The 25,695-nt window shown below is 62.1% G+C and carries 25 protein-coding genes and 1 tRNA gene; 11 read left to right on the top strand and 15 right to left on the bottom strand.

Annotated features, from left to right (window positions below; genetic code table 11):
• Window position 1 precedes the first annotated feature (1 nt).
• The 6 genes from L1K66_RS01810 to L1K66_RS01785 all read left to right on the top strand — a co-directional run bounded on the left by L1K66_RS01810 (window position 2) and on the right by L1K66_RS01785 (window position 7,676).
• On the top strand, window positions 2-367 hold the full coding sequence (locus L1K66_RS01810) for a hypothetical protein (RefSeq protein WP_252259361.1): 366 nt from the start codon (window positions 2-4) through the stop codon (window positions 365-367).
• The gene (sciP, locus tag L1K66_RS01805; protein WP_252259360.1) at window positions 367-666 is read left to right on the top strand and encodes a CtrA inhibitor SciP; all 300 of its coding nucleotides are present in this window, start codon (window positions 367-369) and stop codon (window positions 664-666) included. The genes L1K66_RS01810 and sciP overlap by 1 nt, the downstream gene beginning before the upstream one ends.
• A 143-nt stretch (window positions 667-809) precedes the next feature.
• Complete coding sequence (locus L1K66_RS01800; protein ID WP_252259359.1) at window positions 810-1,085, top strand: GlsB/YeaQ/YmgE family stress response membrane protein; 276 nt, start codon at window positions 810-812, stop codon at window positions 1,083-1,085.
• A 284-nt stretch (window positions 1,086-1,369) separates the two neighbouring features.
• Window positions 1,370-2,563, top strand: a complete 1,194-nt coding sequence (locus tag L1K66_RS01795) for an efflux RND transporter periplasmic adaptor subunit (RefSeq protein ID WP_252259358.1) — start codon at window positions 1,370-1,372, stop codon at window positions 2,561-2,563.
• A gap of 83 nt (window positions 2,564-2,646) precedes the next feature.
• Window positions 2,647-6,309 carry an efflux RND transporter permease subunit gene (locus L1K66_RS01790; RefSeq protein WP_252259357.1) on the top strand — a complete coding sequence of 1,221 codons (3,663 nt, stop codon included), beginning with the start codon at window positions 2,647-2,649 and terminating at the stop codon, window positions 6,307-6,309.
• A 74-nt stretch (window positions 6,310-6,383) separates the two neighbouring features.
• Complete coding sequence (locus L1K66_RS01785) at window positions 6,384-7,676, top strand: DUF445 domain-containing protein (protein ID WP_407931969.1); 1,293 nt, start codon at window positions 6,384-6,386, stop codon at window positions 7,674-7,676.
• Between the two features lie 36 nt (window positions 7,677-7,712).
• Here L1K66_RS01785 and L1K66_RS01780 read toward each other — a convergent pair whose 3' ends face one another.
• From L1K66_RS01780 to L1K66_RS01770, 3 genes are all read right to left on the bottom strand, one after another.
• A complete protein-coding gene (locus L1K66_RS01780) occupies window positions 7,713-8,630 on the bottom strand; it encodes an energy transducer TonB (RefSeq protein WP_252259356.1) in 918 nt (305 codons plus the stop codon).
• A gap of 67 nt (window positions 8,631-8,697) precedes the next feature.
• A complete protein-coding gene (locus tag L1K66_RS01775; protein WP_252259355.1) occupies window positions 8,698-9,627 on the bottom strand; it encodes an electron transfer flavoprotein subunit alpha/FixB family protein in 930 nt (309 codons plus the stop codon).
• A gap of 31 nt (window positions 9,628-9,658) precedes the next feature.
• Window positions 9,659-10,405 carry an electron transfer flavoprotein subunit beta/FixA family protein gene (locus L1K66_RS01770; protein WP_252259354.1) on the bottom strand — a complete coding sequence of 249 codons (747 nt, stop codon included), beginning with the start codon at window positions 10,403-10,405 and terminating at the stop codon, window positions 9,659-9,661.
• A gap of 186 nt (window positions 10,406-10,591) precedes the next feature.
• Between L1K66_RS01770 and L1K66_RS01765 the strand changes: the two genes are divergently transcribed.
• Window positions 10,592-11,107: a DUF6265 family protein gene (locus L1K66_RS01765; protein ID WP_252259353.1), complete on the top strand. Its 516-nt coding sequence runs from the start codon at window positions 10,592-10,594 to the stop codon at window positions 11,105-11,107.
• Window positions 11,108-11,139: 32 nt separating this feature from the next.
• Here L1K66_RS01765 and sucC read toward each other — a convergent pair whose 3' ends face one another.
• Entirely contained in the window at window positions 11,140-12,339 is a 1,200-nt protein-coding gene (sucC, locus tag L1K66_RS01760) for an ADP-forming succinate--CoA ligase subunit beta (protein WP_252259352.1), read from the bottom strand.
• 138 nt (window positions 12,340-12,477) lie between these two features.
• Here sucC and L1K66_RS01755 point away from each other — a divergent pair, with 138 nt between their 5' ends.
• Window positions 12,478-13,263, top strand: coding sequence for a 3'(2'),5'-bisphosphate nucleotidase CysQ (locus L1K66_RS01755; protein ID WP_252259351.1), 786 nt, complete (start codon window positions 12,478-12,480; stop codon window positions 13,261-13,263).
• Window positions 13,264-13,311: 48 nt separating this feature from the next.
• On the opposite strand, the gene L1K66_RS01750 is transcribed toward L1K66_RS01755, so the two are convergent.
• Window positions 13,312-14,007 (bottom strand): OmpA family protein, encoded by a 696-nt coding sequence (locus L1K66_RS01750; RefSeq protein WP_252259350.1) that lies wholly within the window; start codon window positions 14,005-14,007, stop codon window positions 13,312-13,314.
• 168 nt (window positions 14,008-14,175) lie between these two features.
• Here L1K66_RS01750 and L1K66_RS01745 point away from each other — a divergent pair, with 168 nt between their 5' ends.
• Complete coding sequence (locus L1K66_RS01745) at window positions 14,176-15,495, top strand: hemolysin family protein (protein ID WP_252259349.1); 1,320 nt, start codon at window positions 14,176-14,178, stop codon at window positions 15,493-15,495.
• Window positions 15,496-15,510: 15 nt separating this feature from the next.
• Here the strand turns inward: L1K66_RS01745 and L1K66_RS01740 are convergent, their stop codons facing one another.
• The 10 genes from L1K66_RS01740 to L1K66_RS16415 form a co-directional block, all read right to left on the bottom strand.
• Window positions 15,511-15,921: a DUF3035 domain-containing protein gene (locus L1K66_RS01740; RefSeq protein ID WP_034957007.1), complete on the bottom strand. Its 411-nt coding sequence runs from the start codon at window positions 15,919-15,921 to the stop codon at window positions 15,511-15,513.
• Window positions 15,914-16,450 (bottom strand): signal peptidase II, encoded by a 537-nt coding sequence (gene lspA, locus L1K66_RS01735; RefSeq protein ID WP_252259348.1) that lies wholly within the window; start codon window positions 16,448-16,450, stop codon window positions 15,914-15,916. The genes L1K66_RS01740 and lspA overlap by 8 nt, the downstream gene beginning before the upstream one ends.
• The gene (locus L1K66_RS01730) at window positions 16,447-19,461 is read right to left on the bottom strand and encodes an isoleucine--tRNA ligase (RefSeq protein ID WP_252259347.1); all 3,015 of its coding nucleotides are present in this window, start codon (window positions 19,459-19,461) and stop codon (window positions 16,447-16,449) included. Before L1K66_RS01730 ends, lspA begins: the two co-directional genes overlap by 4 nt.
• Window positions 19,454-20,392, bottom strand: a complete 939-nt coding sequence (locus L1K66_RS01725; protein WP_252259346.1) for a bifunctional riboflavin kinase/FAD synthetase — start codon at window positions 20,390-20,392, stop codon at window positions 19,454-19,456. Before L1K66_RS01725 ends, L1K66_RS01730 begins: the two co-directional genes overlap by 8 nt.
• On the bottom strand, window positions 20,389-21,615 hold the full coding sequence (locus tag L1K66_RS01720; protein ID WP_407931968.1) for a dipeptidase: 1,227 nt from the start codon (window positions 21,613-21,615) through the stop codon (window positions 20,389-20,391). The genes L1K66_RS01725 and L1K66_RS01720 overlap by 4 nt, the downstream gene beginning before the upstream one ends.
• Window positions 21,612-22,136 carry a dihydrofolate reductase gene (locus L1K66_RS01715; protein ID WP_252259345.1) on the bottom strand — a complete coding sequence of 175 codons (525 nt, stop codon included), beginning with the start codon at window positions 22,134-22,136 and terminating at the stop codon, window positions 21,612-21,614. The genes L1K66_RS01720 and L1K66_RS01715 overlap by 4 nt, the downstream gene beginning before the upstream one ends.
• 5 nt (window positions 22,137-22,141) lie before the next feature.
• Window positions 22,142-23,236, bottom strand: a complete 1,095-nt coding sequence (locus tag L1K66_RS01710) for a 5-(carboxyamino)imidazole ribonucleotide synthase (RefSeq protein WP_252259344.1) — start codon at window positions 23,234-23,236, stop codon at window positions 22,142-22,144.
• On the bottom strand, window positions 23,236-23,718 hold the full coding sequence (purE, locus tag L1K66_RS01705) for a 5-(carboxyamino)imidazole ribonucleotide mutase (RefSeq protein ID WP_256471476.1): 483 nt from the start codon (window positions 23,716-23,718) through the stop codon (window positions 23,236-23,238). The genes L1K66_RS01710 and purE overlap by 1 nt, the downstream gene beginning before the upstream one ends.
• Before the next feature lie 12 nt (window positions 23,719-23,730).
• A complete protein-coding gene (gene gpmA, locus L1K66_RS01700) occupies window positions 23,731-24,417 on the bottom strand; it encodes a 2,3-diphosphoglycerate-dependent phosphoglycerate mutase (RefSeq protein ID WP_252259343.1) in 687 nt (228 codons plus the stop codon).
• A gap of 66 nt (window positions 24,418-24,483) precedes the next feature.
• A complete protein-coding gene (locus L1K66_RS16415) occupies window positions 24,484-24,609 on the bottom strand; it encodes a hypothetical protein (protein WP_256471475.1) in 126 nt (41 codons plus the stop codon).
• Between the two features lie 114 nt (window positions 24,610-24,723).
• On the opposite strand from L1K66_RS16415, the gene L1K66_RS01695 reads away from it, so the two are divergent.
• Together L1K66_RS01695 and L1K66_RS01690 are read left to right on the top strand one after the other, a co-directional pair.
• Window positions 24,724-24,798: transfer RNA gene (locus L1K66_RS01695), tRNA-Thr, on the top strand.
• 132 nt (window positions 24,799-24,930) lie between these two features.
• Complete coding sequence (locus L1K66_RS01690; protein ID WP_252259342.1) at window positions 24,931-25,695, top strand: SDR family NAD(P)-dependent oxidoreductase; 765 nt, start codon at window positions 24,931-24,933, stop codon at window positions 25,693-25,695.

Here is a 25,695-nt window from a genome sequence, read left to right as displayed (position 1 = left end):
CATGATCGAAATGACCAATCCTCTTGGGCACCTGCAAGCAGCGCGAGTCGCATCCGACTCCGACCAGCGCGGCACGCTTCGCACCCTTGAGTGGCGGGAGTTGACCGCACGGCTCAATGCCGCACGCGATTTCCGCCAGGTGCTCCTGAGCGAAGCCGCTTGCGGCACGCGCGCCGCCAGCAACAGCCTTGCGGATGCAGCGGTGCGTTACTTTCGAGCGAAGGACGATGAAAAACCGATCGTTAACCCTGTTGCTTTAAGCGAGAGCAAAGGCTCGCCTGTCATAGTCGACGGCATTGATGGAGCAGATCAAGAAGCTGCTCGGGAAAGAGGTCGCGTGACACATGGTGATGCGAGAGAATATTGATGATTGAGAATCAGGACATCCGCCCGGCACAGGTGATCGGCCCGCTCGGTGAGCCGCTGACCATCGATGATTTGCCTTCACCCAACACCAAGCGTTGGGTCGTTCGTCGCAAGGCGGAGGTGGTTGCGGCTGTCAACGGCGGACTGCTGTCCATCGACGAGGTGCTGGAACGCTACGGCCTGACGCTGGAGGAATTCGCGTCATGGCAGCGCGCGGTCGACCGTTCGGGCATGCAGGGCCTGCGTGTCACTCGCATCCAGCATTACCGCGACCTCTACGAACGCCAGCTCAAATACTGATCACGCAGACCACGGCGCACGGCGGGTCGCCTGATCGGGGCCCCCGGTTCTCTTCCAGGCTCAACTAGGCTAATCCTCATCCCAGCTCGCAGCGGGATTCGCGCAGTCCTTGCGCGACTGCGGGTATGGGAAGGGGAGATTCCATGCTTGGTTTCATCTGGTTCATCATTATGGGCGGTATCATCGGATGGGTTGCCAGCCTCGTGATGAATCGCGACGCGCAAATGGGATATTTCTGGAATGTCGTAGTCGGCATGGTCGGATCGTTCATCGGCAATTCTGTGTTCTCGTTCGTTCTTGGCAGCGGCGAGATCGGTGCCTGGCCACCTGACATCATGGGGATCATTTCCGCTCTGATCGGTGCCATTGTGCTGCTGGGCGTGCTGAATCTCATCCAGCGCGGCAACGTTCGAGGATAAGACTGACCGGGAGCTTCGGGGGAAGGGATTTCCTCGACGAAAAGGGCGGCGTGGCCATAGGGCTGCGCTGCCCTTACCTGTTGGAGCGCCTGTTTTAGTGCCGGAACGATCCGAAAGGCCATTCGTCTAGGCTCAAAGTCATCAGTCGAACCACGCGTTGCCCGGCTCGCGCACCATATCTATGAGGGATTGCGAAGGGTGACTTATATCTATAATACACTTGGCCGGGCGCAAACGGGCCCGGACAGGTGGGTGGCAGAGCCTCCCCAACAGGGTTTGAGACAATGAATTACGCGACGACCATCACGGCAGAAACGCAGGACGACATCCCGACGGATGTCGATGCCATGCGCGATCCCACACAATCGTCACCCGTCGTGAAAAGGCTGCTGATTGCACTTGGCGGGCTGCTCGTCCTGCTGGGCGCGATTGCCGCCTACTTCGCGTTCGCGGGCGGTGAGCCGGTGGCGCCGGGCGATGACAAGACGCAGGCGCCGGTCGTGACGGTCATTTCGCCGGGCAAGACGACTATTGAGGGCATGGTGGAGGCGCCGGGCACACTGGCCGCCCGCCGACCGATGCCCGTGGGTGTTGTGGGTGAGGGCGGACAGGTCCTCTCGGTGCGGGTGGATGCAGGCGACTGGGTGCAGCAGGGCGAAGTGCTCGCCGTGATTGATCGTTCGGTGCAAACCCAGCAGGCGGCCGCACAGGCAGCCCAGATCGAGGTGGCGCGCGCCGACGCGCAGCTGGCTCAGGCCAATCTTGATCGCTCGTTGCAGCTGGTTGATCGCGGATTCGTGTCCAAGGCCGATGTTGATCGCCTGACGGCGACGCGCGATGCCGCCGTCGCGCGGGTCAGGGTTGCCGAGGCGCAACTGGCCGAACTGCGGGCCCGTAACGCACGTCTGAACATTGTCGCGCCAGCTTCCGGCTATGTGCTGGAGCGCAATGTCGAGCCGGGCCAAACAGTCGGTGGCGGAACGCCCGCTTTGTTCGTCATTGCGCGTGGTGGCGAAATGGAAATGCTCGCCCAGGTCAGCGAAGCACAGCTTGCGGGCCTTTCTACCGGTGTAATGGCCACGATTACCCCTGCCGGATCGGAAAAATCATATGAAGGCCAGGTCTGGCAATTGTCGCCCACGATCGATGCGGCAACGCGCCAGGGAACGGCCCGTATTGCGCTGTCTTATGCGCCCGAACTTCGTCCCGGCGGCTTTGCGACCGCGCGGATCAACAGCGGTAGCCTTCAGGCGACCGTCCTTCCGGAAAGCGCGGTGCTGGCGGATGACAAGGGCAGTTATGTCTATGTCGTGGGGGCCGAGAACAAGACCGAGCGTCGCTCGGTCACGACCGGGATGGCGACGGCAGAGGGCATTGCCATAACGGACGGCCTCAACGGGAATGAGATGGTGGTGCTGCGCGCGGGCGGTTTCCTAAATGCCGGCGAGACAGTGAGCCCTCAGAAGCAGGAGCGTTGATCCATCCGATCAGGTGCGAATTGCGTAACTGATACCGCGCGGCTGACGAACAGAGACACGATTGCAGGACAGGCAGAATACCCATGAACTTCAAGAACATATCCGCCTGGTCAATCCGCAATCCGGTTATTCCTCTGGTGTTCTTCACCGCGCTGCTGCTGGCTGGCATCATCAGCTTCGCGCGGATGGACGTCACGAACAATCCTGACGTCGATTTCCCTGCCGTCAGAGTTACCATCGCCCAACCCGGCGCCGCGCCGACTGAAATCGAAAACCAGATCACACAGCGCGTCGAAAGCGCGGTTCGTGCCATCAACGGCGTGAATTCGATCCAGTCGACCGCGAGCGAGGGCAACTCGAGCACCTTCGTGGAGTTCGAAATCGGCGTCGACATCATCGAAGCCGTCAACGAAGTGGAAACCGCCGTCAATTCGGTGCGCGCCAGCCTGCCCGATGGCATTCTGGAGCCGCAAATCGCGAAGGTGAACGTCGTTGGCGAGGCGATCGGCTACGTTGCCGTCGAAGCCGACGACATGACGATCGAGCAGCTCAGCTGGTTCATCGACGATACGGTGGCGAAGCGGCTGCTAGGCATTGACGGCATGGCCGAAGTTCAGCGTTTTGGCGGGGTTGATCGCGAAATCGAGGTGATCCTCGATCCGGCCAAGATGCAGGCGCTCGGAGTTACCGCATCGCAGATCAACTCTGTGCTGCGGCAGAACAACGTCGATGCTGCCGGCGGCGTGGCGGAAGTCGGCGGCACCCGACAGTCGCTGCGCGTTCTGGGCAATGACGATTCAGCCTATGAATTGTCGCAACGCCAGATCCAGCTGGGCGGCGGGCGCACCATCCGGCTGGCCGATGTTGCAACCGTGCGTGATGGCTATGGTGAGCGGACATCGGTCAGCGAGGTCAAGGATCGCGAAGTCGTCAACTTCTTCATGAACCGTGCCCGCGGCGCATCGGATCTCGCCGTCTACGAAGCGGCGGTTGCGGAAATGGACAAGATCGAGGCGGAGACCGAGGGCGTCCGCTTCATCAAGATGTTCACCAGCACCACCTACACTGACAACCAGTACAAAAGCTCGATCTCGGCCTTGATCGAAGGTGCCGTGCTCGCCATCGTCGTGGTGTTCCTGTTCCTGCGCGATTGGCGGGCGACCTTCATCAGCGCCGTTGCCATTCCGCTTTCGGCGATCCCGACGTTCTTCTTCATGGACCTGCTCGGGTTCAACCTGAACTTCCTTTCGCTGCTGGCTCTGGCGCTTGTCGCCGGGGTGCTGGTCGATGACGCGATCGTGGAGATCGAGAATATCGTGCGCCACATGCGCATGGGCAAAAGCGCCTATCAGGCCAGTATCGATGCCGCCGACGAAATCGGCTTGCCGGTGGTGGCAACCAGCTTCTGCATCGTCGCCGTGTTCCTGCCGGTTGGCCTGATGCCGGGTGTGTCCGGGCAATTCTTTCAGAACTTCGGCCTGACGGTGGTGGTCGCGGTGCTCATGTCACTTGCCGTGGCGCGCATGATCACGCCGCTGATGGCGGCCTACTTCCTGTCAGCCAAGGGTGCGGGCGCGCATGGCGAAGGCCCGTTGATGGACCGCTACATGCAGATGCTGGCCTGGACGCTCGACAGCGGCAAGCTTCGGGCGCGGCGAGCCGGTGTGGACGCGCCGGTGGCGCGCGGCCGCTACACGGCATCCCTGTTGCTGATCGTGCTGACGCTGCTTGCCATGACCATGATTGCTATGTTCGAGCTGTTCAGCGGTACGTTCTCTGCGATGTTGCTGCCGGAACCGCTGTGGCAAGGTCTTGCCGGGTTGGGCGTCCATGAGGATATTGCAACAGCCGTTTCTGCAGACACCAACAGCATGGTACATGCCGTGGTTGCCAAGCTGTTCGAGGTCTTCTTCGTCATCGTGACTTCGATCTTCAGTCTTGCCGTCGGCATCGCTTCGCTGAAGGTGCTTGGTCCGGTGGTGACCGCCATTGCCCACCTTCTGTCCTCGGCGCTTGGCTGGGTGAAGCATCTTCTGCTGGGCTGGTTGTTCCAGAGCAGTGCGCCGGAACCGCTCGGCCTTCACCAGATCGGGCACGGTTTCCGCTGGGCGCAGGCGCGCTTCTTCGATCACCGCGTGTGGATGCTCGGCATCGGCTGGTTCTCCTTGTTGGTCACAATCCTGTTGTTCGGGCAGATTCCGGCCCAGTTCCAGCCCACCATCGATGACGAGAATTCGACCGTCGAGATCGAAATGGTTCCCGGCACCACGCTGGAGACGACCAAGCGCGTGTCTGACCGGGTCGATGCCCTGTTGAACGAGCAACCCGAAGTCGAACGCACCTTGCAGCGCATCCGGCTGGGCAATTCGACCATCTTCATCAAGCTGACCGATGATCGTAAGCGCACCTCGATCGAATTCGAACGGGAGCTTGCCCCGCAACTGGCGCAGATCCCCGATGCACGTGTGCGCTTCCGTTCGCAGAGCGGCGGCTTTGGCTCGGGCCGCGATCTCACCGTCATGTTGGCCGGCTCCGACCCCGAGTTGCTTGATCGGACTGCTGCGGAACTGGTGGAACAGATGCGCGGGCTCGATACGCTGGTTGCGCCCCGCATCAGCGCAGACATCAACCGGCCCGAAATCATCATCACTCCGCGTGAGAAGATCGCTGCGGAATTGGGAGTTTCGACGCTCGCGCTGTCACAGACGATCCGCATCGCGACGCTTGGCGAGATCGAGCAGAATGCTGCGCGCTTCTCCCTGTCGGATCGCCAGATCCCGATCCGGGTCAAGCTGTCGGAAGAAGCCCGCGGGCGCCTTGCCACCATCGAGAACCTGCCGGTGCAGACGATCAATGGCGGCACCGTTCCCCTCTCACGGGTTGCCGACATCACCTACGGCTCCGGCCCGACCGCGATCCAACGCTACAACCAGAACCGCCGCGTGCTTGTCGGCGCGGATCTGGCAAGCGGCGTGTTGAAAGGCGAGGCGCAGGCCGAAGTGGATGCGCTGCCAGTGCTCAAAACCCTGCCCGTCGGGGTGATCCGCGATGTCGTGGGCGAAGAGGAATGGCAGCAAGAGCTGGTGCAGAACCTCATCATCGCGATCATCACCGGTGTGCTGCTGGTGTTCGCGGTGCTGGTGCTGCTCTACAAGCGATTGATGAGCCCGCTGGTCAACATGACCTCGCTGGCGCTGGCTCCCTTGGGCGGCATCCTCTTGGTCTGGCTGGTCGGCTTTGCGCAGAGCATGCCTGTCTACATCGGCATTCTGCTGCTGCTCGGCATCGTGTCCAAGAACTCGATCCTGCTGATCGACTTCGCAATCGAGGAAATGGAGCGCGGCACCAACAAGTTCGAAGCGATCATGGAAGCCGGGCACAAGCGCGCGCAGCCGATCGTGATGACGACGGTGGCGATGACGGCCGGGATGGTCCCTGTCGCAATCTCAATGTCGGGCGATGGCGCCTGGCGTCAGCCGATGGGCATCGTCGTGATCGGCGGCCTGATCATGTCGACCCTTCTCACGTTGGTGATCGTCCCTGCAGGCTTTAGCTTGGCCGACGGGTTCGAGCGGCGTGTCGGCCCGTGGCTGCGCAGCCGCCTGCTGACTTACAAGCCCGGCGACGACGGCCAGCCTGTCGCGCCGCCGCATGCACCCGACCCGACCCCGCCCTATCCGGGGCGTGGCGCAGGCCCCGCCATCCCGGCAACGCGCCTGCCGCCAGGGGCGGAACCTGCAGAGTAACGGCATCGGACTGTGGGTGATCGGCCTTGCCAAGGCGTGACGGCGCGGCGGTTTTCGGGCAGATAGACGGTCAGATGGAGAACAAGCGCCCTGTCCCCCTGAAGTTCGGCGGAGAACCGCTGACGGCGGATCGCGCGCGCCGGATGCGCTGGACCGCAACCGGCCTGCTGGCGGCGATGGCAGGCGTGTTCTTTTCCACCCACGCGCTCGCCCAGACGGGCCATCCCGCGTGGGGGTACGTCAACGCCTTTGCCGAAGCGGCAATGGTCGGCGGGCTGGCTGACTGGTTCGCAGTGACCGCGCTGTTCCGCCATCCTTTGGGCGTGCCGATCCCGCACACCGCGATCATCCCGTCGAACAAGGATCGCATCGCCGACACCATGGCGCAATTCCTGCGCGAAAACTTCCTGACCCCGGCCGTGGTTGCCCGGCGCATGTCGAGCATGAATGTCGCGCGCGCGATCGGCGATTTCCTCGTCGACAGTCCGAACAAATCGGGCGACGACGCGCGTTCGCGCATCACCAGCGGCGCGGCGGAATTGCTGGCCGAAGTGCTCGAATCGCTCGATCCGCAGCGGCTCGGCAATCAGGTGCGTTCTGGCCTTGGCTCGCAGCTGGCGAAGATCGACGTGTCCCCGCTCGCGGGCCGGATGCTCGAAAGCGCGATGACCGATCAGCGCCATACTCCGCTGATCAACGGTTTCATCCGCTGGGCGGGGCTGACGCTGGAGGACAATGAGGAAACCGTCCGCGAGATCATTCACAATCGCGTCGCCGGGGTGCTGCGCTGGGCAGGGCTGGACAAAACGATTTCCTCGAATGTCCTTGATGGCCTGTACAAGCTGCTGGCCGAAGTGCTGGTCAATCCCGATCACCCCTTGCGCGGCAAGGTGGAGGAAGGGCTGCACAAGCTGTCGCAGGATCTGCAGCACGATCCCGAAACCCGCGAGCGGGTGGAGGAAATGAAGCGCGACCTATTGGAGAACCCGGCTGTGGCCGAATGGTGGATGGGCGTGTGGGAACGCATCCGCCTGTCACTGATCCGCCGTGCTCGGGAAAGCGACACGGGGCTCGGCATGGAAATGCGCAACGGCCTTGCCGATCTTGGCCACGCGTTGAAGCAGGATGAACGCCTGCAGGTGCAGATCAACCGTTTCGCCCGCCGCACCGCTGTCGGTGTCGCCACTCGTTACGGCAGCGGGATCGTGACGCTGGTTTCGGAAACGGTGAAGCGCTGGGACGCGACAACCATCACCGGCCGCATCGAAAGCGCCGTCGGGCGCGACCTGCAATTCATCCGTATCAACGGCACGCTGGTGGGCGGCCTTGTCGGGATGACGCTGCATTTCATTGTGACGTTACTGTAAGGCGACTGCGAGACGCAGTCTGTTGTGGCATCACGATCAGCCGTGCGCGTTGGCTTCTGTAATCCGGTAAATGATGTTGGTTGTGTAGAAGGAACGCATCGGCTGTCCGCTTGCGTCGAGGGCTGGCTCGAATTCCGCTCCCTCCATCTCCTCGCAGGCCTTGCTTTGTAGCCTGTCCGTCTCCGTGGATTCGAACAGTTTGCATTGCGATACCGATCCATCAGTTTCGACGATGACAAGCATCCTGATGATCGCTTGTTCGCCGCGGTTCAGTGCCGAACGCGTGTAGTATTTCTGGATTTCACGGGCGATCTCTTGCTCGTTCGTCAACCGTGCCATCCGAGTGAATTGCTTGTGTTGCTCGACATCAAGGCCCCACGAACGCACGAAATCGGCAGCGCAGACGTTGAGCGCCTGCAAAGGTGGACCCATGTCTCCCGTCTCGAAAGACAGGGCAAAGCCGCCGTGGCCGTATTGGATTCGGTCAATCTTGGATGCTTCGTCGAGATCTATGTGCGGGAGAGTGCGGAGCGTGCCATCTGGGGCTGCATCGCGATCGTCATTTATCTCGATCCGCGAGAAAATTGCGGCTGGACCAAACCCCACTACCTCTCCGGTCATGCGGGAAACCTGCGGGTAACCTTCATCCTCTTCAAGCTTGAGGCGGGTGATGACCTGTCTGAACTGGCGAATCTTCGGACCCGCGAGCGTCATGCCGAACCCCGTCGCAGGCGCGGCCTGCTCGATGAACAGGAGGTACTGATCCTCTCCGTCCGAAAAAGTGCGCGCGAGGCGGCAGTAATCCTCGCCAAAATCAATATTCCACTCAGAGCTTGGCAGGAGTTGCTCGACGCGGTCCGGCCCGTCTTGCGCCGCTGCGCCGATGGGAGAAGTCAGGAGCAAAGCTGCGACGCCTGCCACATATGCGGCTCTGATAAGTTTGGTGCGACCCATAAGAAAACCTCCGCTGCGCAGACTAACGCGGCGGAGGTCTTCTTCAACCTTCAGAAATTCGAAAGGCTTACAGCGCTCCGGTGAGTTCCGGCACGGCGTTGTAGAGGTCTGCGACAAGGCCGATATCCGCGACCTGGAAGATCGGTGCGTCTTCGTCCTTGTTGATCGCGATGATGACCTTCGAATCCTTCATCCCCGCAAGGTGCTGGATCGCGCCGGAAATGCCGATGGCGATGTACACTTCGGGGGCGACGATCTTGCCGGTCTGGCCGACCTGATAATCGTTCGGGACATAGCCCGCATCGACTGCGGCACGCGAAGCGCCGATGGCGGCGCCCAGCTTGTCGGCGAGCGGGGTGATTGTGGCTTCGAAAGTCTCGGCATCTTTCAGCGCGCGACCGCCCGAAACGATCACCTTGGCGCTCGTCAGTTCCGGACGCTCGCTCTTGGCGATTTCCGAACCGACGAAGCTCGAGGTGCCTGCGTCACCCGGTCCGGCAGCGTCTTCGATTGCGGCTGATCCGCCTTCGGTTGCCGCCTTTTCGAAAGCGGTGCCGCGTACGGTGATGACGAGCTTCGCGTCGGTCGATTCAACCGTCGCGATGGCGTTGCCTGCATAGATCGGACGGGTGAAGGTCTTGGGGCCTTCGACCGAAAGGATTTCCGAAATCTGCATCACGTCGAGATGCGCGGCGACGCGCGGTGCGATGTTCTTGCCGCTGGTGGTGGCGGGCGCGAGGAAGGCGTCATAGCCTGCCATCAGCCCGGCGACGAGCGGCGCGACGTTTTCGGCCAGCGCGTGCGCATAGGCGGCGTCATCCGCCTTGAGCACCTTGGAAACGCCCGCGATCTTGGCGGCTGCTTCGGCGACGGAGCCGCAGTTGTGACCTGCGACCAGCGCGGTGACTTCGCCCAGCTTGCCTGCTGCCGTGACCACGGCCAGCGTCGCATCGTTGACGGTGTTGTTGTCGTGTTCGACCAGAACCAGAGTGTTCATGTCCTAAATCCTTCTCTCTCCGGGGCGCCGATCAGGCGATGCCCAGAGCCTTGATCTTTTCAACCAGAGCGGCGACGTCCTCGACCTTCACACCGGCCTGACGAACCGGCGGCTCGCTGACCTTGGTGGTGGTGAGGCGCGGGGTGATGTCGACCCCGTAATCGGCTGGCGTCTTGGTATCGAGCGGCTTCTTCTTCGCCTTCATGATGTTCGGCAGCGAAGCGTAGCGCGGCTCGTTCAGGCGCAGGTCGGTGGTGACGATCGCGGGAAGCGTCAGCTTCACGGTTTCAAGCCCGCCGTCGATTTCGCGCTTCACGGTGACGCTGTCGCTTTCGACTTCTACGGTGTTGGCAAAGGTGCCCTGCGGACGGCCCATCAGCGCGGCGAGCATCTGGCCGGTCTGGTTCGAATCGTCCGAAATCGACTGCTTGCCGAGCAGCACCAGGCCGGGCTGTTCCTCATCGGCGATCGCCTTCAGGATCTTGGCGACGGCCAGCGGTTCGACTTCTTCATCGGTTTCGACGAGGATCGCGCGGTCGGCACCCATGGCGAGTGCGGTGCGCAGCGTTTCCTGGGCCTTTGCCGGGCCGACCGAAACGGCGATGATTTCCTCGGCCTTGCCGGCTTCCTTGATGCGGATCGCTTCTTCGACAGCGATTTCGTCGAAGGGGTTCATACTCATCTTGACGTTGGCAAGATCCACGCCCGAGCCATCGGCCTTGACGCGTGGCTTGACGTTGTAGTCGATCACCCGTTTGACGGGGACGAGGATTTTCATTGCGCTTCCTTTCCCAATAACGCCCCGCCGGGTTTGCGGCAGGACGACAAAACTATTCCGGCTGCCCCCTAACTTGCGTTTACGTAAACGTCAAGCTGGTGGAGGCGGCTCTTATCGCTGTCAGCGCGCAGCCTTGCCAAGATCACGCGGCCTCGTCCATCATCTTTAATGCAAGGGAGGTTTGCCATGCTTCAATCCGTCTTCAGAGCCGTTGTGCTGCTTTGTGCCTGCGTTCTGACCCCTTCAGTCCAAGCACAGGAAACGCGGCTGGGGGGCGAAGGTTTCGAATCGCCCGCCGCCCGGCTGGACCAGCTGGACTGGCTGGTCGGCCAATGGTCGGGCGAAGGCATCGGCGGCGCGCCCGCAATGGAAAGCTGGCTGCCGCCCACAGGTGACACGATGGTCGGCACCTTCGTGCAGTCGACCGAAGAAGGCGGCATCCGCTTCACCGAACATATGTATCTGATGGAGGAGGATGGCACGTTGGTGCTGCGTCTGAAGCACTTCAACGCCGACCTCACCGGGTGGGAGAAGAAAGGCGACATGCTGACCTTCCGCCTTGTCGCAATTGAGCCTTGCGCGGCCTATTTCCACGCTTTGACGCTCAGATGCGAAGACCGCGACAAACCCGGAGTAGGGCTTGTCGCGGCCGTAAGAATGCAAAGCGGCGGGGAACTGCTGTTCCGCTTCAACGCTATGTAAGGCGCCCGCCCGGGCGGGCGAGCGCAGCTGGATCAGGCCGCCTTCTTCACCTCGGCGACGATCTTCTTCGCGGCGTCGCCCAAATCGTCTGCGGGGACGATCGGCAGGCCCGAATTGGCGAGGATTTCCTTGCCCGCGTCGACATTGGTGCCTTCAAGCCGGACAACGAGCGGAACCGAGAGGTTCACGTCCTTTGCCGCCTGAACGATACCGTTGGCGATCACGTCGCACTTCATGATTCCGCCGAAGATGTTGACGAGGATGCCTTCGACTGCCGGGTCCTTGAGGATGATCTTGAACGCTGCCGTCACCTTTTCGGTGGTCGCGCCGCCGCCCACGTCGAGGAAGTTGGCCGGGAAAGCGCCGTTCAGCTTGATGATGTCCATCGTCGCCATGGCCAGGCCCGCGCCATTGACCATGCAGCCGATGTTGCCATCCAGCTTGATGTAGGCGAGGTCGTATTCGCTCGCTTCGACTTCGGCCGGGTCTTCCTCGGTCTCGTCGCGCAGCGCCTCGATCGCCGGGTGGCGATAGAGCGCGTTCGAATCGAAGCTCATCTTGGCGTCGAGCACGGTCAGCGTGCCGTCCACGGTTTCCACCAGCGGGTTGATTTCGAGCATCGAGCAGTCGGTCGCCATGAAGGCGTCGTAAAGCTGCTTGGCGAGCTTTTGCGCCTGCTTGTTGAGATCGCCGGTCAGCTTCAGGGCAAAGGCCACGGCGCGGCCATGGTGCGGCATGAAGCCCTGTGCCGGATCGATGGTGAAGGTGGTGATCAGCTCAGGCGTGTCGTGCGCCACCGCTTCGATATCCATACCGCCTTCGGTCGAAACAACGAAAGCCACACGACCGGTCGCCCGGTCGACCAGCAGCGAGAGGTAGTATTCCTTGGCAATATCAACGCCATCGGTGACGTAGAGGCGGTTGACCTGCTTGCCTTCCGCACCGGTCTGCACCGTCACCAGCGTGTTGCCGAGCATTTCCTTGGCGTTGGCTTCGACTTCGTCGATGCTCTTGGCGAGCCGAACGCCGCCCTTGGCATCTTCGGGCAGTTCCTTGAACTTGCCCTTGCCGCGGCCACCGGCGTGAATCTGCGCCTTCACGACATAGAGCGGCCCGGGAAGGTTCTTTGCCGCCGCAACAGCTTCCTCAACAGAAAGCGCCGCATGGCCCGCGGGAACTGCGATCCCGTGTTCCTTGAGAAGTTCCTTGGCCTGATATTCGTGGACGTTCATCAGATTCGATCCCTTTTGATTGATGTCCCGGGGGAGAGATTGTTTGCGGAGGCCCTAAGCACGTATCGCGGCACTTGAAAAGTGTCGAAGCTGCCTTCAGGCGTCCTACCTTGGTATGCATCGCGGGAATGATCAAAAATGATAGATGAGGGTCGCTTTCTGGAGATCGTGCGCGAGGCGGGTCGCATCGCTCATGCGCGATGGCCCGGCGACGGGCACAAGCTGGAAAGCTGGGACAAGACTCCGGGCAATCCCGTCAGCGAAGCCGACCTTTCGGTCGATATCTTCCTGAAGCGGGAGCTTGGCCGCCTGCTGCCAGCGGCGGCCTGGCTTTCCGAGGAAACCGCCGATGACAAAGTGCGCACCCGCAGCGACCTCATCTGGCTGGTAGATCCGATTGACGGCACACGCGATTTCGTACGTGGGCGGACAGGCTGGTCCGTCTCGGTCGCCCTGATCAGCGCGGGCCGCCCTTTGATAGGGATGCTTTCGGCTCCGGCACGCGGCGAGGAATGGTTCGCGATTGCGGGACGCGGCGCGACGCTCAATGGCAAGACGTTGAAGGCGAGCACGCGCACCGAATTTGCCGGATCGCGGGTTCCGGTGGATCAGGTGCCGGCGGTCGATTCGGACCTCGTACCGGTCGAAAAGCCTAATTCCATCGCCTTGCGCATCGCCATGGTTGCCGATGATCGCGCCGACCTGCTGGCGACCCTGCGCTGGGGCTTCGAATGGGACATCGCTGCCGCCACGCTGATCGCGCGCGAGGCCGGGGCGCGGGTGTCCGACGCTTTTGGCAAGCCGCTTGCCTACAACAAGCATGATCCACGCGATTTCGGCGTGCTCGTCTGCGCGCCTGGCATTCACGATGCCGCGGTGGCCCGGCTGGCTGATCGCGCCGAACAATTGCAGCGGGAAAAATAAAAGGGGCCAGACCATCGGCCCGGCCCCTTCGCATTCGGAGCAGTCGGATTACTGGCCGCGAGCGGCGCTTACGTCCTCCTGGCTGATCGGGATGATCTTGATCTCGACCCGGCGGTTGAGCGGCTCGTCAACGCCATCCGCGGTCTTCACCCGCAGGTAATCGTAGCTTTCGCCATATCCGCGCGTTTCGATGCGGCTGCGAGCAACCCCGCGTGCGGCCAGGTAATCGGCCACGGCCTGCGCGCGTTGTTCCGACAGGCGCTGATTGAGCGCGTCCGAGCCGGTCGTATCGGTAAAGCCGTACACATCGACGAGGCTGTTGGGATATTTGATCAGGCTTTCCGCCACAGCATTGAGCGAATCGTAGAAGCCGGGATTGATGTTGGCCGATCCGCGCGCGAATGTGACACCGTCGGGCAAGCGCACCAGAATTGCGTCCTGATCGCCCACTTCCTCGACATCGACACCGGTTCCCTGCAGCTCTTCATCAAGCTCGCGGATCTGGTCGTCGAACTGCTTGCCGATGACGGCACCTGCCGAACCGCCGATGCCTGCACCAATGATACGGGCCGTGTCGCCGCCGATTGCCCCGCCGAGCAGATAGCCAAGCGTGCCGCCGAGGCCAGCGCCGATTGCCGTGCGCGAAACCTTGCGTTCCCCGGTGTTGGGATCGGTAACGCATGCGCTCGTCCCGAGCAGCGCCAATGCCGCCGTTCCCGAGAGAAGAATCCGTGATGCTTTCATGTTTCGTCCTCCAGCTTTGTCTTATGGCACCATCATACATGATTAGGCCTGATGTCCTGCGCATTCATCTGATGCCCAAGCCCGCTTTTCGCGAAGCTGAACGCATTTTTGCCAAGGGTTTTGCCAACGAACACTGGAACACCGCGCGATTTGTGCTAGCGACAGGGGGTGACACCGTTTCCCTGGCCAGAAGTCCTGATCATCGCCGGGCTGATCGTGCTCAATGGCGTTTTCGCCATGTCCGAGCTGGCGATAGTCTCCGCCCAAACGAACAAGCTCAAGGCGAAAGCCGAAGATGGCTCTGCCAGCGCGCGGATTGCCATCGGCCTTGCTGCTGAGCCGGGCAAATTCCTCTCCACCGTCCAGATCGGCATCACCCTGATCGCGATCATCACCGGCGCGTTCTCGGGCGCAAGCCTTGAAGGGCCGGTGGGTGAACGGCTGGCTGCTCTGGGCGTGCCCGCCGACATATCGCAGGAAGCTGCGTTTGTGACCGTGATCGCCCTGACGACCTATCTGAGCGTGGTTGTGGGCGAATTGGTGCCCAAACAGCTTGCGCTGAGGGCGGCGGTTCCGGTTTCGCTGGTTATGGCACGCCCGATGGCGTTGCTCGCCACCATTGCGGCGCCGCTGGTCTGGCTGCTTGACCGCTCATCGGCGGGCATCGTTGCGTTGTTCGGCATTCGGGCAAAGGGTCAGACCTCGGTCACCGCCGAGGAACTGCAAATGATCTTCGCCGAAGCCACACGCTCGGGCGTGATCGAGGAAGAACAGCACCAGATCCTGACGGGCGTCGTCCGTCTGGCGGAGCGTCCGGTGCGCGAAATGATGACGCCGCGTACCGAGCTCGACTGGATCGAGGCCGATGCCGATGTAACGCAGATCAGGGAAACGATCGAACGCAGTCCACATTCGCTGCTGCCCGTGGCCGAGGGTTCGCCCGATACGATCCTCGGCATCGTCAAGGTGCGCGAAGTGCTGGCGGCGCTCGTCGCGGGCGAGGAAGTCTCGATCCGGGCAATGATGCGCAAGGCCGAGGTCGTACCCGATCAGCTTGATGCAATGGATGCGCTGCGGGTGCTGCAATCCGCCGATATCGCTATGGCGGTGGTGCATGACGAATACGGCCATTTCGAAGGGATCGTCACGCCGGTCGATCTTCTCACAGCCATCGCAGGGAGTTTTGCCAGCGATCAGGATCAGGGCGAAGCGCCCCAAATCGTCGAGCGGAGCGACGGATCGCTGCTGGTGTCAGGCGCGCTTTCGGCGGACGGCCTCGCCGACAGGCTGGGGCTGGATTATGGCGAGGGCCGCGAATTCGGCACTGCGGCGGGTTATGTCCTGTCCGTCATGAAAAAGCTCCCGCTTGAGGGCGAGAGCTTCGTCGATCAGGGCTGGAGCTTCGAAATCGTCGACATGGACAATCGCCGAATCGACAAGATTCTGGTGCGGCAGGTCGATGATGAGCCGGACGATACGCGCGGCTAGTCGACCCGCCCTGAATTAGCCCGGAATAAGCGTCTGTGCCGCCGCGCCGTCACCCTGAGGGGCGGCGATGATGTCACGCGTCACGCTGCCCTTGGCAACGGTGTTGGTGCCCGGATCGCCGACTTCGGAGCGGATGCCCGGAGCCGCGCTGCCGGCACGGTCAAGCGCGCTGGTTTCGATCTGGCTACGCGGAGCAGGGCCGCCAAACAGCGCTTCGAGTGCCTGTTCCGACGCGGTGCCTTCCGACGGGCGCGGTGCCCCGGGAGCGGGCGGAGTCAGCGTGAAATCGGGCGGGACCACCAGCGGAGCCTGCCGCTGGACGGCGAATTCGTCGGGCCGGTCACGGTTGAAGATGCCGCTGCCTCCGCAAGCCGCCAGCATGGCGCAGCCGGATGCGAGCAGGATGGCCGATTTGAGGTTACGCATGTTCATTCTCCGCTTGGACGCTTTCCGCGTCCGTATTTTCATCCTTTTCGCGCACGAACAGGCTGCGGGCAAGGATTATGAGAACACCGATGGTGATAGCCGCATCGGCGATGTTGAAAACGAGGAAGGGGCGGAACGTCCCGATGTGGAAATCGGCATAGTCGATGACATAGCCCAGTTCCCAGCGATCACGGATGTTACCCAGCGCTCCGCCAAGGATCAGCGCCAGCCCGAGAATGTCGCTCAGCAGCTTTTCGCGCATCATCCATACCAGCACCACCAGTGCGATCGCGGCGGTGACGAGTACCAGCAGCCAGCGCATCTCCATCGTCGTCGCCTGGAACATGCCGAGCGAGATGCCGCGATTTTCGGTGTAGGTCAGGTCGAAGAACGGCAGTAGCTCGATGTTGCGCACCAGACGCAGGTCGAGCGGGCCGATCACATACCACTTCACGATCTGGTCGATCACCGCGATGAAGGCGGCAAACCCCAGCCCGATCAGCCGGTTGCGGGTGAACAGGCCGCTCATTGCGCGCCGTCCATCGCTGCAACCACGCTGTCGCAGCGCCCGCACAGCGCACCGTCTTCGGGCACGTCGGGAAGCAGGCGCCAGCAGCGGCCGCATTTGTGGTCGGTGGATTTGGTGACTGTCACCTCTTCGCCTTGCCCGCGCGTCACTGTCCCGGTGATGAACAATTCGGCGAGCTGTTCGTCGCTCACACCTTCGGGAACGGCCGATGCGGACACGGTGACGACGGCTTCATTGCTCGAACGGATCACCTTTTCGCGGCGCAGCGGCTCGATCGCTTCGGTCACGCGCTCACGCAGTTCGCGAAGCTTTGCCCATGTGTGGGCGTCCGCCGGGACGGCAGGGACGCTGGGCCATTCGAGCAAGTGAACGCTGCCGCCCTGTTCGTCGTCTTCGGGATAGCGGCTCTTCCACACTTCCTCGGCGGTGAAGACCAGCACCGGCGCGGCATACCGCACCAGCGCGTGGAACAGCAGATCGAGCACCACGCGATAGGCATTGCGCAGATCGCTGTCCGGCCCTTCGCAATAGAGCGTGTCCTTGCGGATATCGAAATAGAACGCGCTGAGGTCTTCGTTGCAGAAATCGACCAGCAGGCGGGTGTAGGTGTTGAAATCGTACTCGGTCGCCGCCTTGCGCAGCTTCCCGTCGAGTTCGGAAAGGAGCGAGAGGACATACCGCTCCAGCTCCGGAATCTCGCCCAGATCGCTCATGTCGCCAACCCAGCCGTCCAGCGCGCCCAGCAGGTAGCGGAAAGTGTTGCGCAGCTTGCGGTACTGGTCGCCCACGCCTTTCAGGATCTCATCGCCGATGCGGTGATCCTCGGTGAAATCGACCGATAGCGCCCACAGCCGGATGATGTCCGCGCCGGTCGTCTCCATCACCTTCAGCGGGTCAATGGTGTTGCCGAGCGATTTGGACATCTTCTTGCCCTTGGCATCCATGGTGAAGCCGTGGGTCAGAACCTGATCGTAAGGCGCACGCCCGCGCGTTGCGCAGCTTTGCAGCAGCGAGGACTGGAACCAGCCGCGATGCTGGTCAGACCCTTCGAGATAGAGGTTGGCGGGCCATTGCAGGTCGGGCCAGCGCCCCGATTCGAGCACGAAGGCATGGGTGCAGCCCGAATCGAACCACACGTCGAGAATGTCGGTGACCATCTCGAAATCGTCAGGGTTGTAATCGGGGCCGAGGAATTCGGCCTTGCGGCTTTCCTCCCACGCATCGACGCCCTGTTCGCGCACCGCGTTGACGATGCGGGCGTTGACGGCGGGGTCTTGCAGATAGGTGCCGTCAGGCCGCACGAACAGCGTGATCGGCACACCCCATGCGCGCTGGCGCGAAAGCACCCAGTCGGGGCGGCCTTCGACCATTGCGCCGATGCGGCGGCGGCCCTTTTCGGGGATGAATTCGACGCGGGCGATTTCCTCCATCGCCCGTTCGCGCAGCGTCGGCGCGGCGCACAGGCTTTCCTCGGAAGGATCAATCGCGCCGCCTTCGCTTTCCCACGCCTTGTCTTCCTTGCTCTTGGGTTCGAGCCACGGAAGATCGCGATCCATCGGCACGAACCATTGCGGCGTGCAGCGATAAATCACCTTGGCTTTCGAGCGCCAGGAATGCGGATAGGAGTGCGCGTAGTCGGCGCTGGCACTGAGCAACGCACCCGCTTCGCGCAAATCGTTGCAGATCGGCCCGTCGGGCGCGTTGAAGGGCTTGTTGATGACGCTGCGGCGGCGCTCGTCATGCCCGCCCAGCCACGGCCAGTCGTCGCGATAGGTGCCGTCGTTCTGCACCGCGAAAACGGGGTTGATGCCGTTCGCCTTGCACAGCTCGAAATCGTCCTCGCCATGATCGGGCGACATATGGACGATCCCGGTGCCAGAGTCGGTGGTGACGAAGTCGCCGGGGAGCATGGGGCGGGGGGTCGCGTAGAACCCCCCGAGATGGTGCATCGGGTGGCGGACTTTGGTTCCGGCGAGGTCGGAGCCTTTGAGGCGACTCTGCTTCTCGACGAAAGGAGTTTCGCCTCCGACAGTTGCCTTCTGATTGTTAGGCACCATCCAATATTCGGCCACTCGTCGGATGAACGCTTTGGCCAACTCGGCTGAAACTAATACTGTTCTGCCACCAAGAATGTCGAAAAACTCTTCTCGAAGCACAATCGACATTCCCTCCTCCGGGAGGGAAATCCAACTGTCACGATCTTCGGTGAACTTCAGGGTGATGTATTCAACCTCCGGCCCATAGGCCAAAGCCTGGTTCACCGGGATCGTCCACGGGGTGGTCGTCCAGATCACCGCATGCGCGCCGACCAGCTCCGGCACAGCGCTCTCGACGATCTCGAACGCCACGTCGATCTGCGGGCTGTCGGTCAGGTCTTCGTACTCAACCTCCGCCTCGGCCAGTGCAGTCTTTTCGACCGGGGACCACATCACTGGCTTCGCGCCGCGATAGAGGTTGCCGTTCTCCGCGAACTTGCACAGCTCGGCAACGATCGTCGCCTCGGCCTGGAAATCCATCGTCAGATACGGATTGTCCCAATCGCCAAGGATGCCGAGCCGCTTCAGCTGCTCGCGCTGCGTGTCGACCCAGTGCTGCGCATAGGCGCGGCATTCGGCGCGGAATTCCTTTGCCGGAACCTCGTCCTTGTTCTTCTTCTTCTTGCGGTACTGTTCCTCGACCTTCCATTCGATCGGCAGGCCGTGGCAGTCCCAGCCGGGAACATAGGGCGCGTCCTTGCCCATCAGGTTCTGCGTGCGGCAGACCATGTCCTTGAGGATATGGTTCAGCGCATGGCCGATGTGCATGTCGCCATTTGCATAGGGCGGGCCATCGTGGAGGATGAACTTCTCCCGGCCCCGGCGCGCCTCGCGCAGTTTTTCGTAAAGACCAATCTCGCGCCAGCGCGCCGCAATGCCCGGTTCCTTCTGGGGAAGGCCGGCTTTCATCGGGAAGTCCGTCTTCGGCAGGAAGACGGTGTCCTTGTAGTCGCGTTTCGCGGTGTCGTTACTCATCGGGAAGGGCGCTTAGAAGCCTTCGCGCTTCGTCGCAATCCTTCTCCATCTGCGCCATCAATCCTTCGAGGCTGTCAAACTTCGCCTCGCCGCGCAGGAAGTGGTGGAAGGCGACCTCGATTTCCTGTCCGTACAGATCGCCGGAGAAGTCGAAGAAATAGGGTTCGAGCAGCTCCTTGGGCGGTTCGAACTGCGGACGGATGCCGATATTGGCCGCACCTTTCAGCACCTGGCCCGTCGCCAGTATCTTTCCCGTAACGGCATAGACGCCGTATCTGGGCCGCAGGTAATTCTCGACTGAAAGGTTCGCCGTGGGATAGCCGATGGTGCGACCGCGCTTGTCCCCGTGTTCCACGATACCGCGGATCGCGAAGGGGCGCGACAGAAGCTGCGCGGCAAGCTGCGGATCGCCTTCGCGCAGGGCTTCGCGGATGCGGCTGGAGGAGATGACACCGGATTCCTCCACCGCTTCGACCACGCGCGATTCGAGGCCGTTTTCGGCCCCGAAGGTGCGCAGCAGATCGACATTGCCCTTCGCCATCTTGCCGAAAGTGAAATCGCCGCCCGTCACCACGCCATGAGCGCCGAAACGGCCGATCAGGATTTGCGTGATGAAATCCTCCGCGCTTGTCCCTGCCAGTTCGGCATCGAAGTGGAACACCAGCATCGCGGTGGCCCCGGCGGCAAGGTACAGTTCCTGCCGCTGTTCGAGCGTGGTCAGGCGGAACGGCGGCACATCTGGGCGGAAGAACCGCACCGGATGCGGATCGAATGTCGCGATGATCGAAGGGCGGCCTTCCTGATGCGCCCAGCGGATCGCCTCACCCGCCACGGCCTGATGCCCGCGATGGAAACCGTCGAAATTGCCCAGCGCGATCACCGCACCGCGCAGCGCCTTGGGAACATCCTCACGATGATCGAGCCACCTCATTGCGCTGCTTTCATCGGATTGAGCCCGGCTTGCAACACCCGAAGCGCGTTCAGGCCCATCGCGGCGCGGATTTCTTCCTCGGAGAAACCTTCGTCCATCAATGCCTGCGTCACCTGTGTCAGTTGCGAAGTGTCGAACCGCACGGTGACCGCGCCATCATAATCGCTGCCGAGCGCGACATGTTCAATGCCCACGAGATCGCGGATATGCTTCATCGCACGGGCGGTGGCGCGCGGGTCTGTCGAGCAAACGGCGCCCTCCCAATAGCCGACACCGATCACTCCGCCGGTTGCGGCGACGCCCCGGATCTCGTCATCGGTAAGGTTGCGGTTGACATCGCAGGTCGCCTGCACCCCGCCATGGCTGGAAACCACCGGGCGACGCGCCATCGCCAGCACTTCGGCGACGCATTGGTGCGAGCAATGGGCGATATCGACCACGATGCCCTTGTCCTCCATGCGGCGGACGACCTCGCGGCCCATCGGGGTGAGTCCGCCCTTTTCCTCGCCATGCATCGATCCGGCGAGTTCATTGTCGAAGAAATGGGTGAGCCCAGCCATGCGCAGGCCGGCGTCATAGAGCTTGTCGAGATTGTCGGGATCGCCTTCGAGGCTGTGGAGGCCTTCGGCGCTGAAGAGCGCGCCGATTGGAGGTTGTGCGATTCCCTTTACGCCCTCAGGTGCGCTGCGCCACATGCTCTTGTCTGCTCGTCGCAAAAGCAGGGCCTCAAGTTCCGTGGCACTCGTCACCTTGGTCAAGATGCCCCACTTGTCTTCGCTTACGGCCCGATCAAGCTTCTCGCCATGATAGAGCCCGCGCTCAAGGATCGAGAACCACGTGCGCACCGGTTGCAACTGGCCAATGGCAAGCATGGTGATGTTGTCGCCATCGGCGGAATTGCTGTCGTAATTCTGACCCTTTGGCGTCTTGGTGACGCTGGAGAACACCTGCAGCGCGACATTGCCTTGCTGCAGCCGCCAAAGGTCTACATGCCCCCGGCCGCTGTCCGCCAGCAGGCTGCGCTGCCACAGCAGTGTATCTGCGTGAAGGTCGACGATGGTCAGTGTCGCGTGCAGCGCCTTCGCCTCGGCGCTCACCGCGATCAGCGGCTCGCCGTCGATCTTGTTCATGCTTTCTTCGGCCATCCTCGGCGCGAACAGGAAGAACCCCGCTGCGGCGAGCACGACAAAGCCGACGAGCCCGAGGAGAAGCTTGCGGATCATGCCGCCTCGCCTGCGTCGTCCTCGACATGGCGCGCATAAGTGACGAAGGAATAGGCGGGCCGGCCATCCGTGGCGGGATGATCTTCGCGCGATGTTTCCCGCCATTCGTCGCCAAGCGGCTTCATGAAGGTGTCGCCGGGATAATCCTCGTGAATTTCGGTCACTTCGATGCGGTCTGCCATGGGGCGGAACACGTCATAGATCGCGGCGCCGCCAACAACCGCAATTTCGCCGGTTTCGTTGCCTTCAGCCGCCTTTGAAAGCGCTTCAGCCGCGGTTCGCACGACTTCGGCCCCGGTCGAATCCCAATGTTCGCGCCGGGTGAGCACAATGTGGCGACGCCCCGGAAGCAGGCCCGGCAGGCTTTCAAAGGTCTTGCGCCCCATGATCATCGGCTTGCCCAAAGTCAGCGCCTTGAACCGCTTGAGGTCAGCCGGAAGGTGCCACGGCAAGCGTCCTTCATTGCCGATTGCGCCATTGGCGGCGCGCGCATAGATCAGGAAAATCTCTTTTTTATTCATGGGGTTCACGGCTTGCCGTGGCTGATCCCGTGAGACACGCGCGTGACATGGCCCATCTTGCGTCCAGCGCGGGCCTCGCGTTTGCCGTAAAGGTGCAAATGCGGCTCCCCGGCTTCGGAAAGTATGCGGTGCGCCGCCAACGCCTGTTCGCCGACGATGTTGCGCATCTCGATTTCGGCAAAGCGGGTCGCCGTCCCGCCCAGCGGCAGGGCGCAGATCGCGCGGATGTGGTTTTCGAACTGGCTCGTCGCCGCACCTTCAATGGTCCAGTGCCCGGAATTGTGGACGCGCGGCGCCATCTCGTTGAAAACAGGCCCATTTCGTGTGGCGAAGAATTCGAGCGTCAGCACCCCGACATAGCCCAGCGCCTTGGCGGTCTTCTTGGCGATGGCGCGTGCCTCCTCGACCTGAGCCTCGACAATCTCACCTGCCGGCAGAGCCGAACGCACCAGCATTCCGCCTTCGTGGGTGTTTGCGGTCGAATCCCAGATGCGGATCGAGCCGTCGTACCCGCGAGCAAGGATTACGGAAAATTCGGTCTCGAAATCGACAAGCCCTTCGTAAATGCAGGTTTGCCCCGGGAAGCGCACCCCTTCGGCTTCGCGGGACGATCCGATGCGCCACTGGCCTTTGCCGTCGTAACCGTCGCGCGCGGTCTTCAGAATACCGGGCGCGCCGATCCGGTCGATGGCGCGGGTGAGCTCCTCATCGCTTTCGACCCGCATATAGGGCGCGCAAGTCGCGCCAAGCTCTTCGACGAAGCGTTTCTCGTTCAGCCGGTCCTGTGCGATCTGGAGCGCGCGGGGATTGGGTGCGAGCATGCGTTCGGGAATCGCGCCAACCGCCGTCAGCGGGACGTTCTCGAATTCCCATGTCACGACATCGCACTTGCTGGCGAATGCAGCGAGCGCAGCGGTTTCGCCCCAGCCGTTGTCGAAGAAGTCATCGCAAGCCGACGCCGCGACATTGTCGCCGGGCGGGGCGTAGCCGATGCAGCGATAGCCCAGCTGCTTTGCCGCGATGGCGAGCATCCGGCCAAGTTGGCCACCGCCAAGGATGCCGATGGTCGAGCCCGGGGGAAGGGGTGCACGTTCTGCCATCAGTCCACCGGTAAATCCGCAACGTCGCCGGTGCGGGCGGCGCGCCAATCCTGCAGCCGCTCCGACAGGTCTTCGTCACTCAGCGCCAGAATGGCAGCCGCCATCAACGCGGCATTCTTCGCTCCCGCTTCGCCAATGGCCAGCGTGCCGACCGGAATCCCGGCGGGCATCTGGACGATCGACAGCAGGCTATCCATGCCCGACAGCGCTTTCGACTGCACCGGTACGCCCAGCACCGGCAGATGCGTCATCGCCGCGATCATTCCGGGCAGGTGCGCTGCACCTCCGGCACCGGCGATGATCACGTCAAAGCCTTCGCCTTCTGCACCCTTGGCAAAGGCGCTCATCCGATCTGGTGTGCGGTGGGCGGAGACGATCCGGGCCTCATGTTCGACCTCAAGCTCCTCAAGAAGCTCTGCGGCAAGGCGCATGGTCGGCCAGTCCGACTGGCTGCCCATGACGATGGCTACTTTTCCTCCCACGCGCAAAGCCCCTCAGCTATCCTTCAGATAGTACCGTTCGCCCGGCACCATATTGTCATCGAAGTCATAGATGATCGGCTGGCCCGTGGGAATCTCCAGCCTGGTGATGTCCTCATCCGAGATATTCGAAAGGTGCTTCACCAGCGCGCGCAAGCTGTTGCCGTGGGCTGAAATGATGACGGTTTCACCGCTGGCCAGCACCGGGAGAATGTCGCTTTCCCAATAGGGAAGCACGCGTTCGATCGTCAGTTTCAGGCTTTCGGTGTTTGGCACCTCGATCCCGGCGTAGCGCGGATCGTCAGAAAGGTCATATTCGCTGCCCGGCTCCATCGGCGGCGGCGGCACGTCGAAGCTGCGGCGCCAGATGTGCACCTGTTCATCGCCGTGCTTGTCGCGGGTTTCCTGCTTGTTCAGCCCTGTAAGCCCGCCATAGTGCCTTTCATTGAGCCGCCAGTCCTTCGTCACCGGCAGCCACAGCCGGCCCATTTCCTCCAGCGCCAGATTGAGCGTCTTGATCGCGCGGGTTTGAACCGAGGTGAAGCAGACCGTGGGCAGCACACCCTTGTCCTTCATCAGTGCACCGGCGGCCTTCGCCTCGGCCACACCCTTTTCGGTGAGGTCGACATCCCACCATCCGGTAAAGCGGTTTTCGAGGTTCCACTGGCTCTGGCCGTGGCGGACCAATATCAACTTTGGCACTTGGAAGGTCGCTCCTGCTTGGTCGGGCCTATATCATCGGGCTTGTGTGATCAGGAACGTTACGCGTTAGCTTTCGCAATCGTCCTTGGAAACCCCGTTATCGGGCGATTCGGCCTTCAACTGGCGCGATTGCGCTTTGCGACGCCGCAGGTTTTCCCGCAGCTTCGCCGCCATGCGTTCCTCGCGCGACATTTTATTGCTTCGGCCTTCACTCATGCGAAACCCATTGCCGTCAGAGGCCGCAACCTTCAAGCCCCGCTTGACATTCGCATCGCACGCGACAATAGCGCGCGCCTGCACTGGCAGGCTGCTGTAGCTCAGTGGTAGAGCGCACCCTTGGTAAGGGTGAGGTCGAGAGTTCAATTCTCTCCAGCAGCACCACCTCCTGCCCATACCCGTCAGACCGGGTTTTTGCGGCACAAACACCCCATACCCACACTTTTGACGATACGCCTGCACGGCAGGCTTCGCTATCCCTTTGCCCATCACGGTATATGCGAGGGAGAGCGCACGATGGATCTGGGACTCAAAGGCAAGAAAGTCATCATGAACGGCGGCGCGCACGGGCTGGGGCTTGCCTCGCTCAAGCTGTTCGCGGCCGAGGGCGCCGATGTCGCCTTTTTCAGCCGCAAGGAAGACAAGATCGAAGCGGCCAAGGCGGCGATCGAAGCAGCAGGGCCGGGCAAGGTGTTTGCCGAGGTATTCGACATGGCCAACGGGCCTGACGCCTACAAGGCATGGCTGGAAAAGGCCGCCGGCGAACTGGGCGGCTGCGATATCTTCATCCACACCGCGTCCTCCTCCGGCACGGGCGGCACCGGTGATTGGCAGAGCACGCTCGACATGGACATCATGGGCGCTGTGAACGGGGTTGAGGTTCTGACCCCGCATCTCGCCAATTCGGACAGCGGCTCCATCGTGTTCATGAGCTCGACTGCGGCGCTTGAGACCTTCATCGCCCCGCAGGCGTTCAACGCGCTCAAGGCCGCGCTGATCACCTACGGCTCGCAATTGTCGCAGGCGCTTGCGCCGCAGGGCATCCGCGTCAACACCGTGTCGCCTGGCGCGATCTACTATCCCGGCGGAAACTGGGAAGTGATCGAAGGCGTCATGCCGGAGCTGTTCCAGGCTACGCTCGCCAAGATGCCGATGGGACGTTTCGGCAATGATCAGGAAGTCGCCAACGCGATCGTCTTCGTTGCCAGCCCGGCTGTCCCCTACATGACCGGCGCGAATGTCGTCGTCGACGGCGGCTTCACGCAGCGCGTCCAGTTCTAA

Source organism: Erythrobacter aurantius, assembly GCF_023823125.1.
In the GTDB taxonomy this organism is placed as follows: domain Bacteria; phylum Pseudomonadota; class Alphaproteobacteria; order Sphingomonadales; family Sphingomonadaceae; genus Erythrobacter; species Erythrobacter aurantius.
This window is presented reverse-complemented; position numbering and strand designations above follow the sequence as displayed.

What these genes read in the sequence shown, in the direction of transcription:
- L1K66_RS01740 (WP_034957007.1), bottom strand. Translation starts at nt 15,921, where the DNA reads ATGCGTAACCTCAAATCGGCCATCCTGCTCGCATCCGGCTGCGCCATG.
- sucC (WP_252259352.1), bottom strand. Translation starts at nt 12,339, where the DNA reads ATGAACGTCCACGAATATCAGGCCAAGGAACTTCTCAAGGAACACGGG.
- L1K66_RS01690 (WP_252259342.1), top strand. Translation starts at nt 24,931, where the DNA reads ATGGATCTGGGACTCAAAGGCAAGAAAGTCATCATGAACGGCGGCGCG.
- L1K66_RS16415 (WP_256471475.1), bottom strand. Translation starts at nt 24,609, where the DNA reads ATGTCGCGCGAGGAACGCATGGCGGCGAAGCTGCGGGAAAACCTGCGG.
- L1K66_RS01750 (WP_252259350.1), bottom strand. Translation starts at nt 14,007, where the DNA reads ATGAAAGCATCACGGATTCTTCTCTCGGGAACGGCGGCATTGGCGCTG.
- L1K66_RS01785 (WP_407931969.1), top strand. Translation starts at nt 6,384, where the DNA reads ATGGAGAACAAGCGCCCTGTCCCCCTGAAGTTCGGCGGAGAACCGCTG.
- L1K66_RS01730 (WP_252259347.1), bottom strand. Translation starts at nt 19,461, where the DNA reads ATGAGTAACGACACCGCGAAACGCGACTACAAGGACACCGTCTTCCTG.
- lspA (WP_252259348.1), bottom strand. Translation starts at nt 16,450, where the DNA reads ATGAGCGGCCTGTTCACCCGCAACCGGCTGATCGGGCTGGGGTTTGCC.
- L1K66_RS01720 (WP_407931968.1), bottom strand. Translation starts at nt 21,615, where the DNA reads ATGATCCGCAAGCTTCTCCTCGGGCTCGTCGGCTTTGTCGTGCTCGCC.
- L1K66_RS01770 (WP_252259354.1), bottom strand. Translation starts at nt 10,405, where the DNA reads ATGAAAATCCTCGTCCCCGTCAAACGGGTGATCGACTACAACGTCAAG.
- L1K66_RS01800 (WP_252259359.1), top strand. Translation starts at nt 810, where the DNA reads ATGCTTGGTTTCATCTGGTTCATCATTATGGGCGGTATCATCGGATGG.
- L1K66_RS01710 (WP_252259344.1), bottom strand. Translation starts at nt 23,236, where the DNA reads ATGGCAGAACGTGCACCCCTTCCCCCGGGCTCGACCATCGGCATCCTT.
- L1K66_RS01790 (WP_252259357.1), top strand. Translation starts at nt 2,647, where the DNA reads ATGAACTTCAAGAACATATCCGCCTGGTCAATCCGCAATCCGGTTATT.
- L1K66_RS01715 (WP_252259345.1), bottom strand. Translation starts at nt 22,136, where the DNA reads ATGAATAAAAAAGAGATTTTCCTGATCTATGCGCGCGCCGCCAATGGC.
- L1K66_RS01725 (WP_252259346.1), bottom strand. Translation starts at nt 20,392, where the DNA reads ATGAGGTGGCTCGATCATCGTGAGGATGTTCCCAAGGCGCTGCGCGGT.
- sciP (WP_252259360.1), top strand. Translation starts at nt 367, where the DNA reads ATGATTGAGAATCAGGACATCCGCCCGGCACAGGTGATCGGCCCGCTC.
- L1K66_RS01795 (WP_252259358.1), top strand. Translation starts at nt 1,370, where the DNA reads ATGAATTACGCGACGACCATCACGGCAGAAACGCAGGACGACATCCCG.
- L1K66_RS01810 (WP_252259361.1), top strand. Translation starts at nt 2, where the DNA reads ATGATCGAAATGACCAATCCTCTTGGGCACCTGCAAGCAGCGCGAGTC.
- L1K66_RS01755 (WP_252259351.1), top strand. Translation starts at nt 12,478, where the DNA reads ATGATAGATGAGGGTCGCTTTCTGGAGATCGTGCGCGAGGCGGGTCGC.
- L1K66_RS01765 (WP_252259353.1), top strand. Translation starts at nt 10,592, where the DNA reads ATGCTTCAATCCGTCTTCAGAGCCGTTGTGCTGCTTTGTGCCTGCGTT.
- L1K66_RS01780 (WP_252259356.1), bottom strand. Translation starts at nt 8,630, where the DNA reads ATGGGTCGCACCAAACTTATCAGAGCCGCATATGTGGCAGGCGTCGCA.
- L1K66_RS01775 (WP_252259355.1), bottom strand. Translation starts at nt 9,627, where the DNA reads ATGAACACTCTGGTTCTGGTCGAACACGACAACAACACCGTCAACGAT.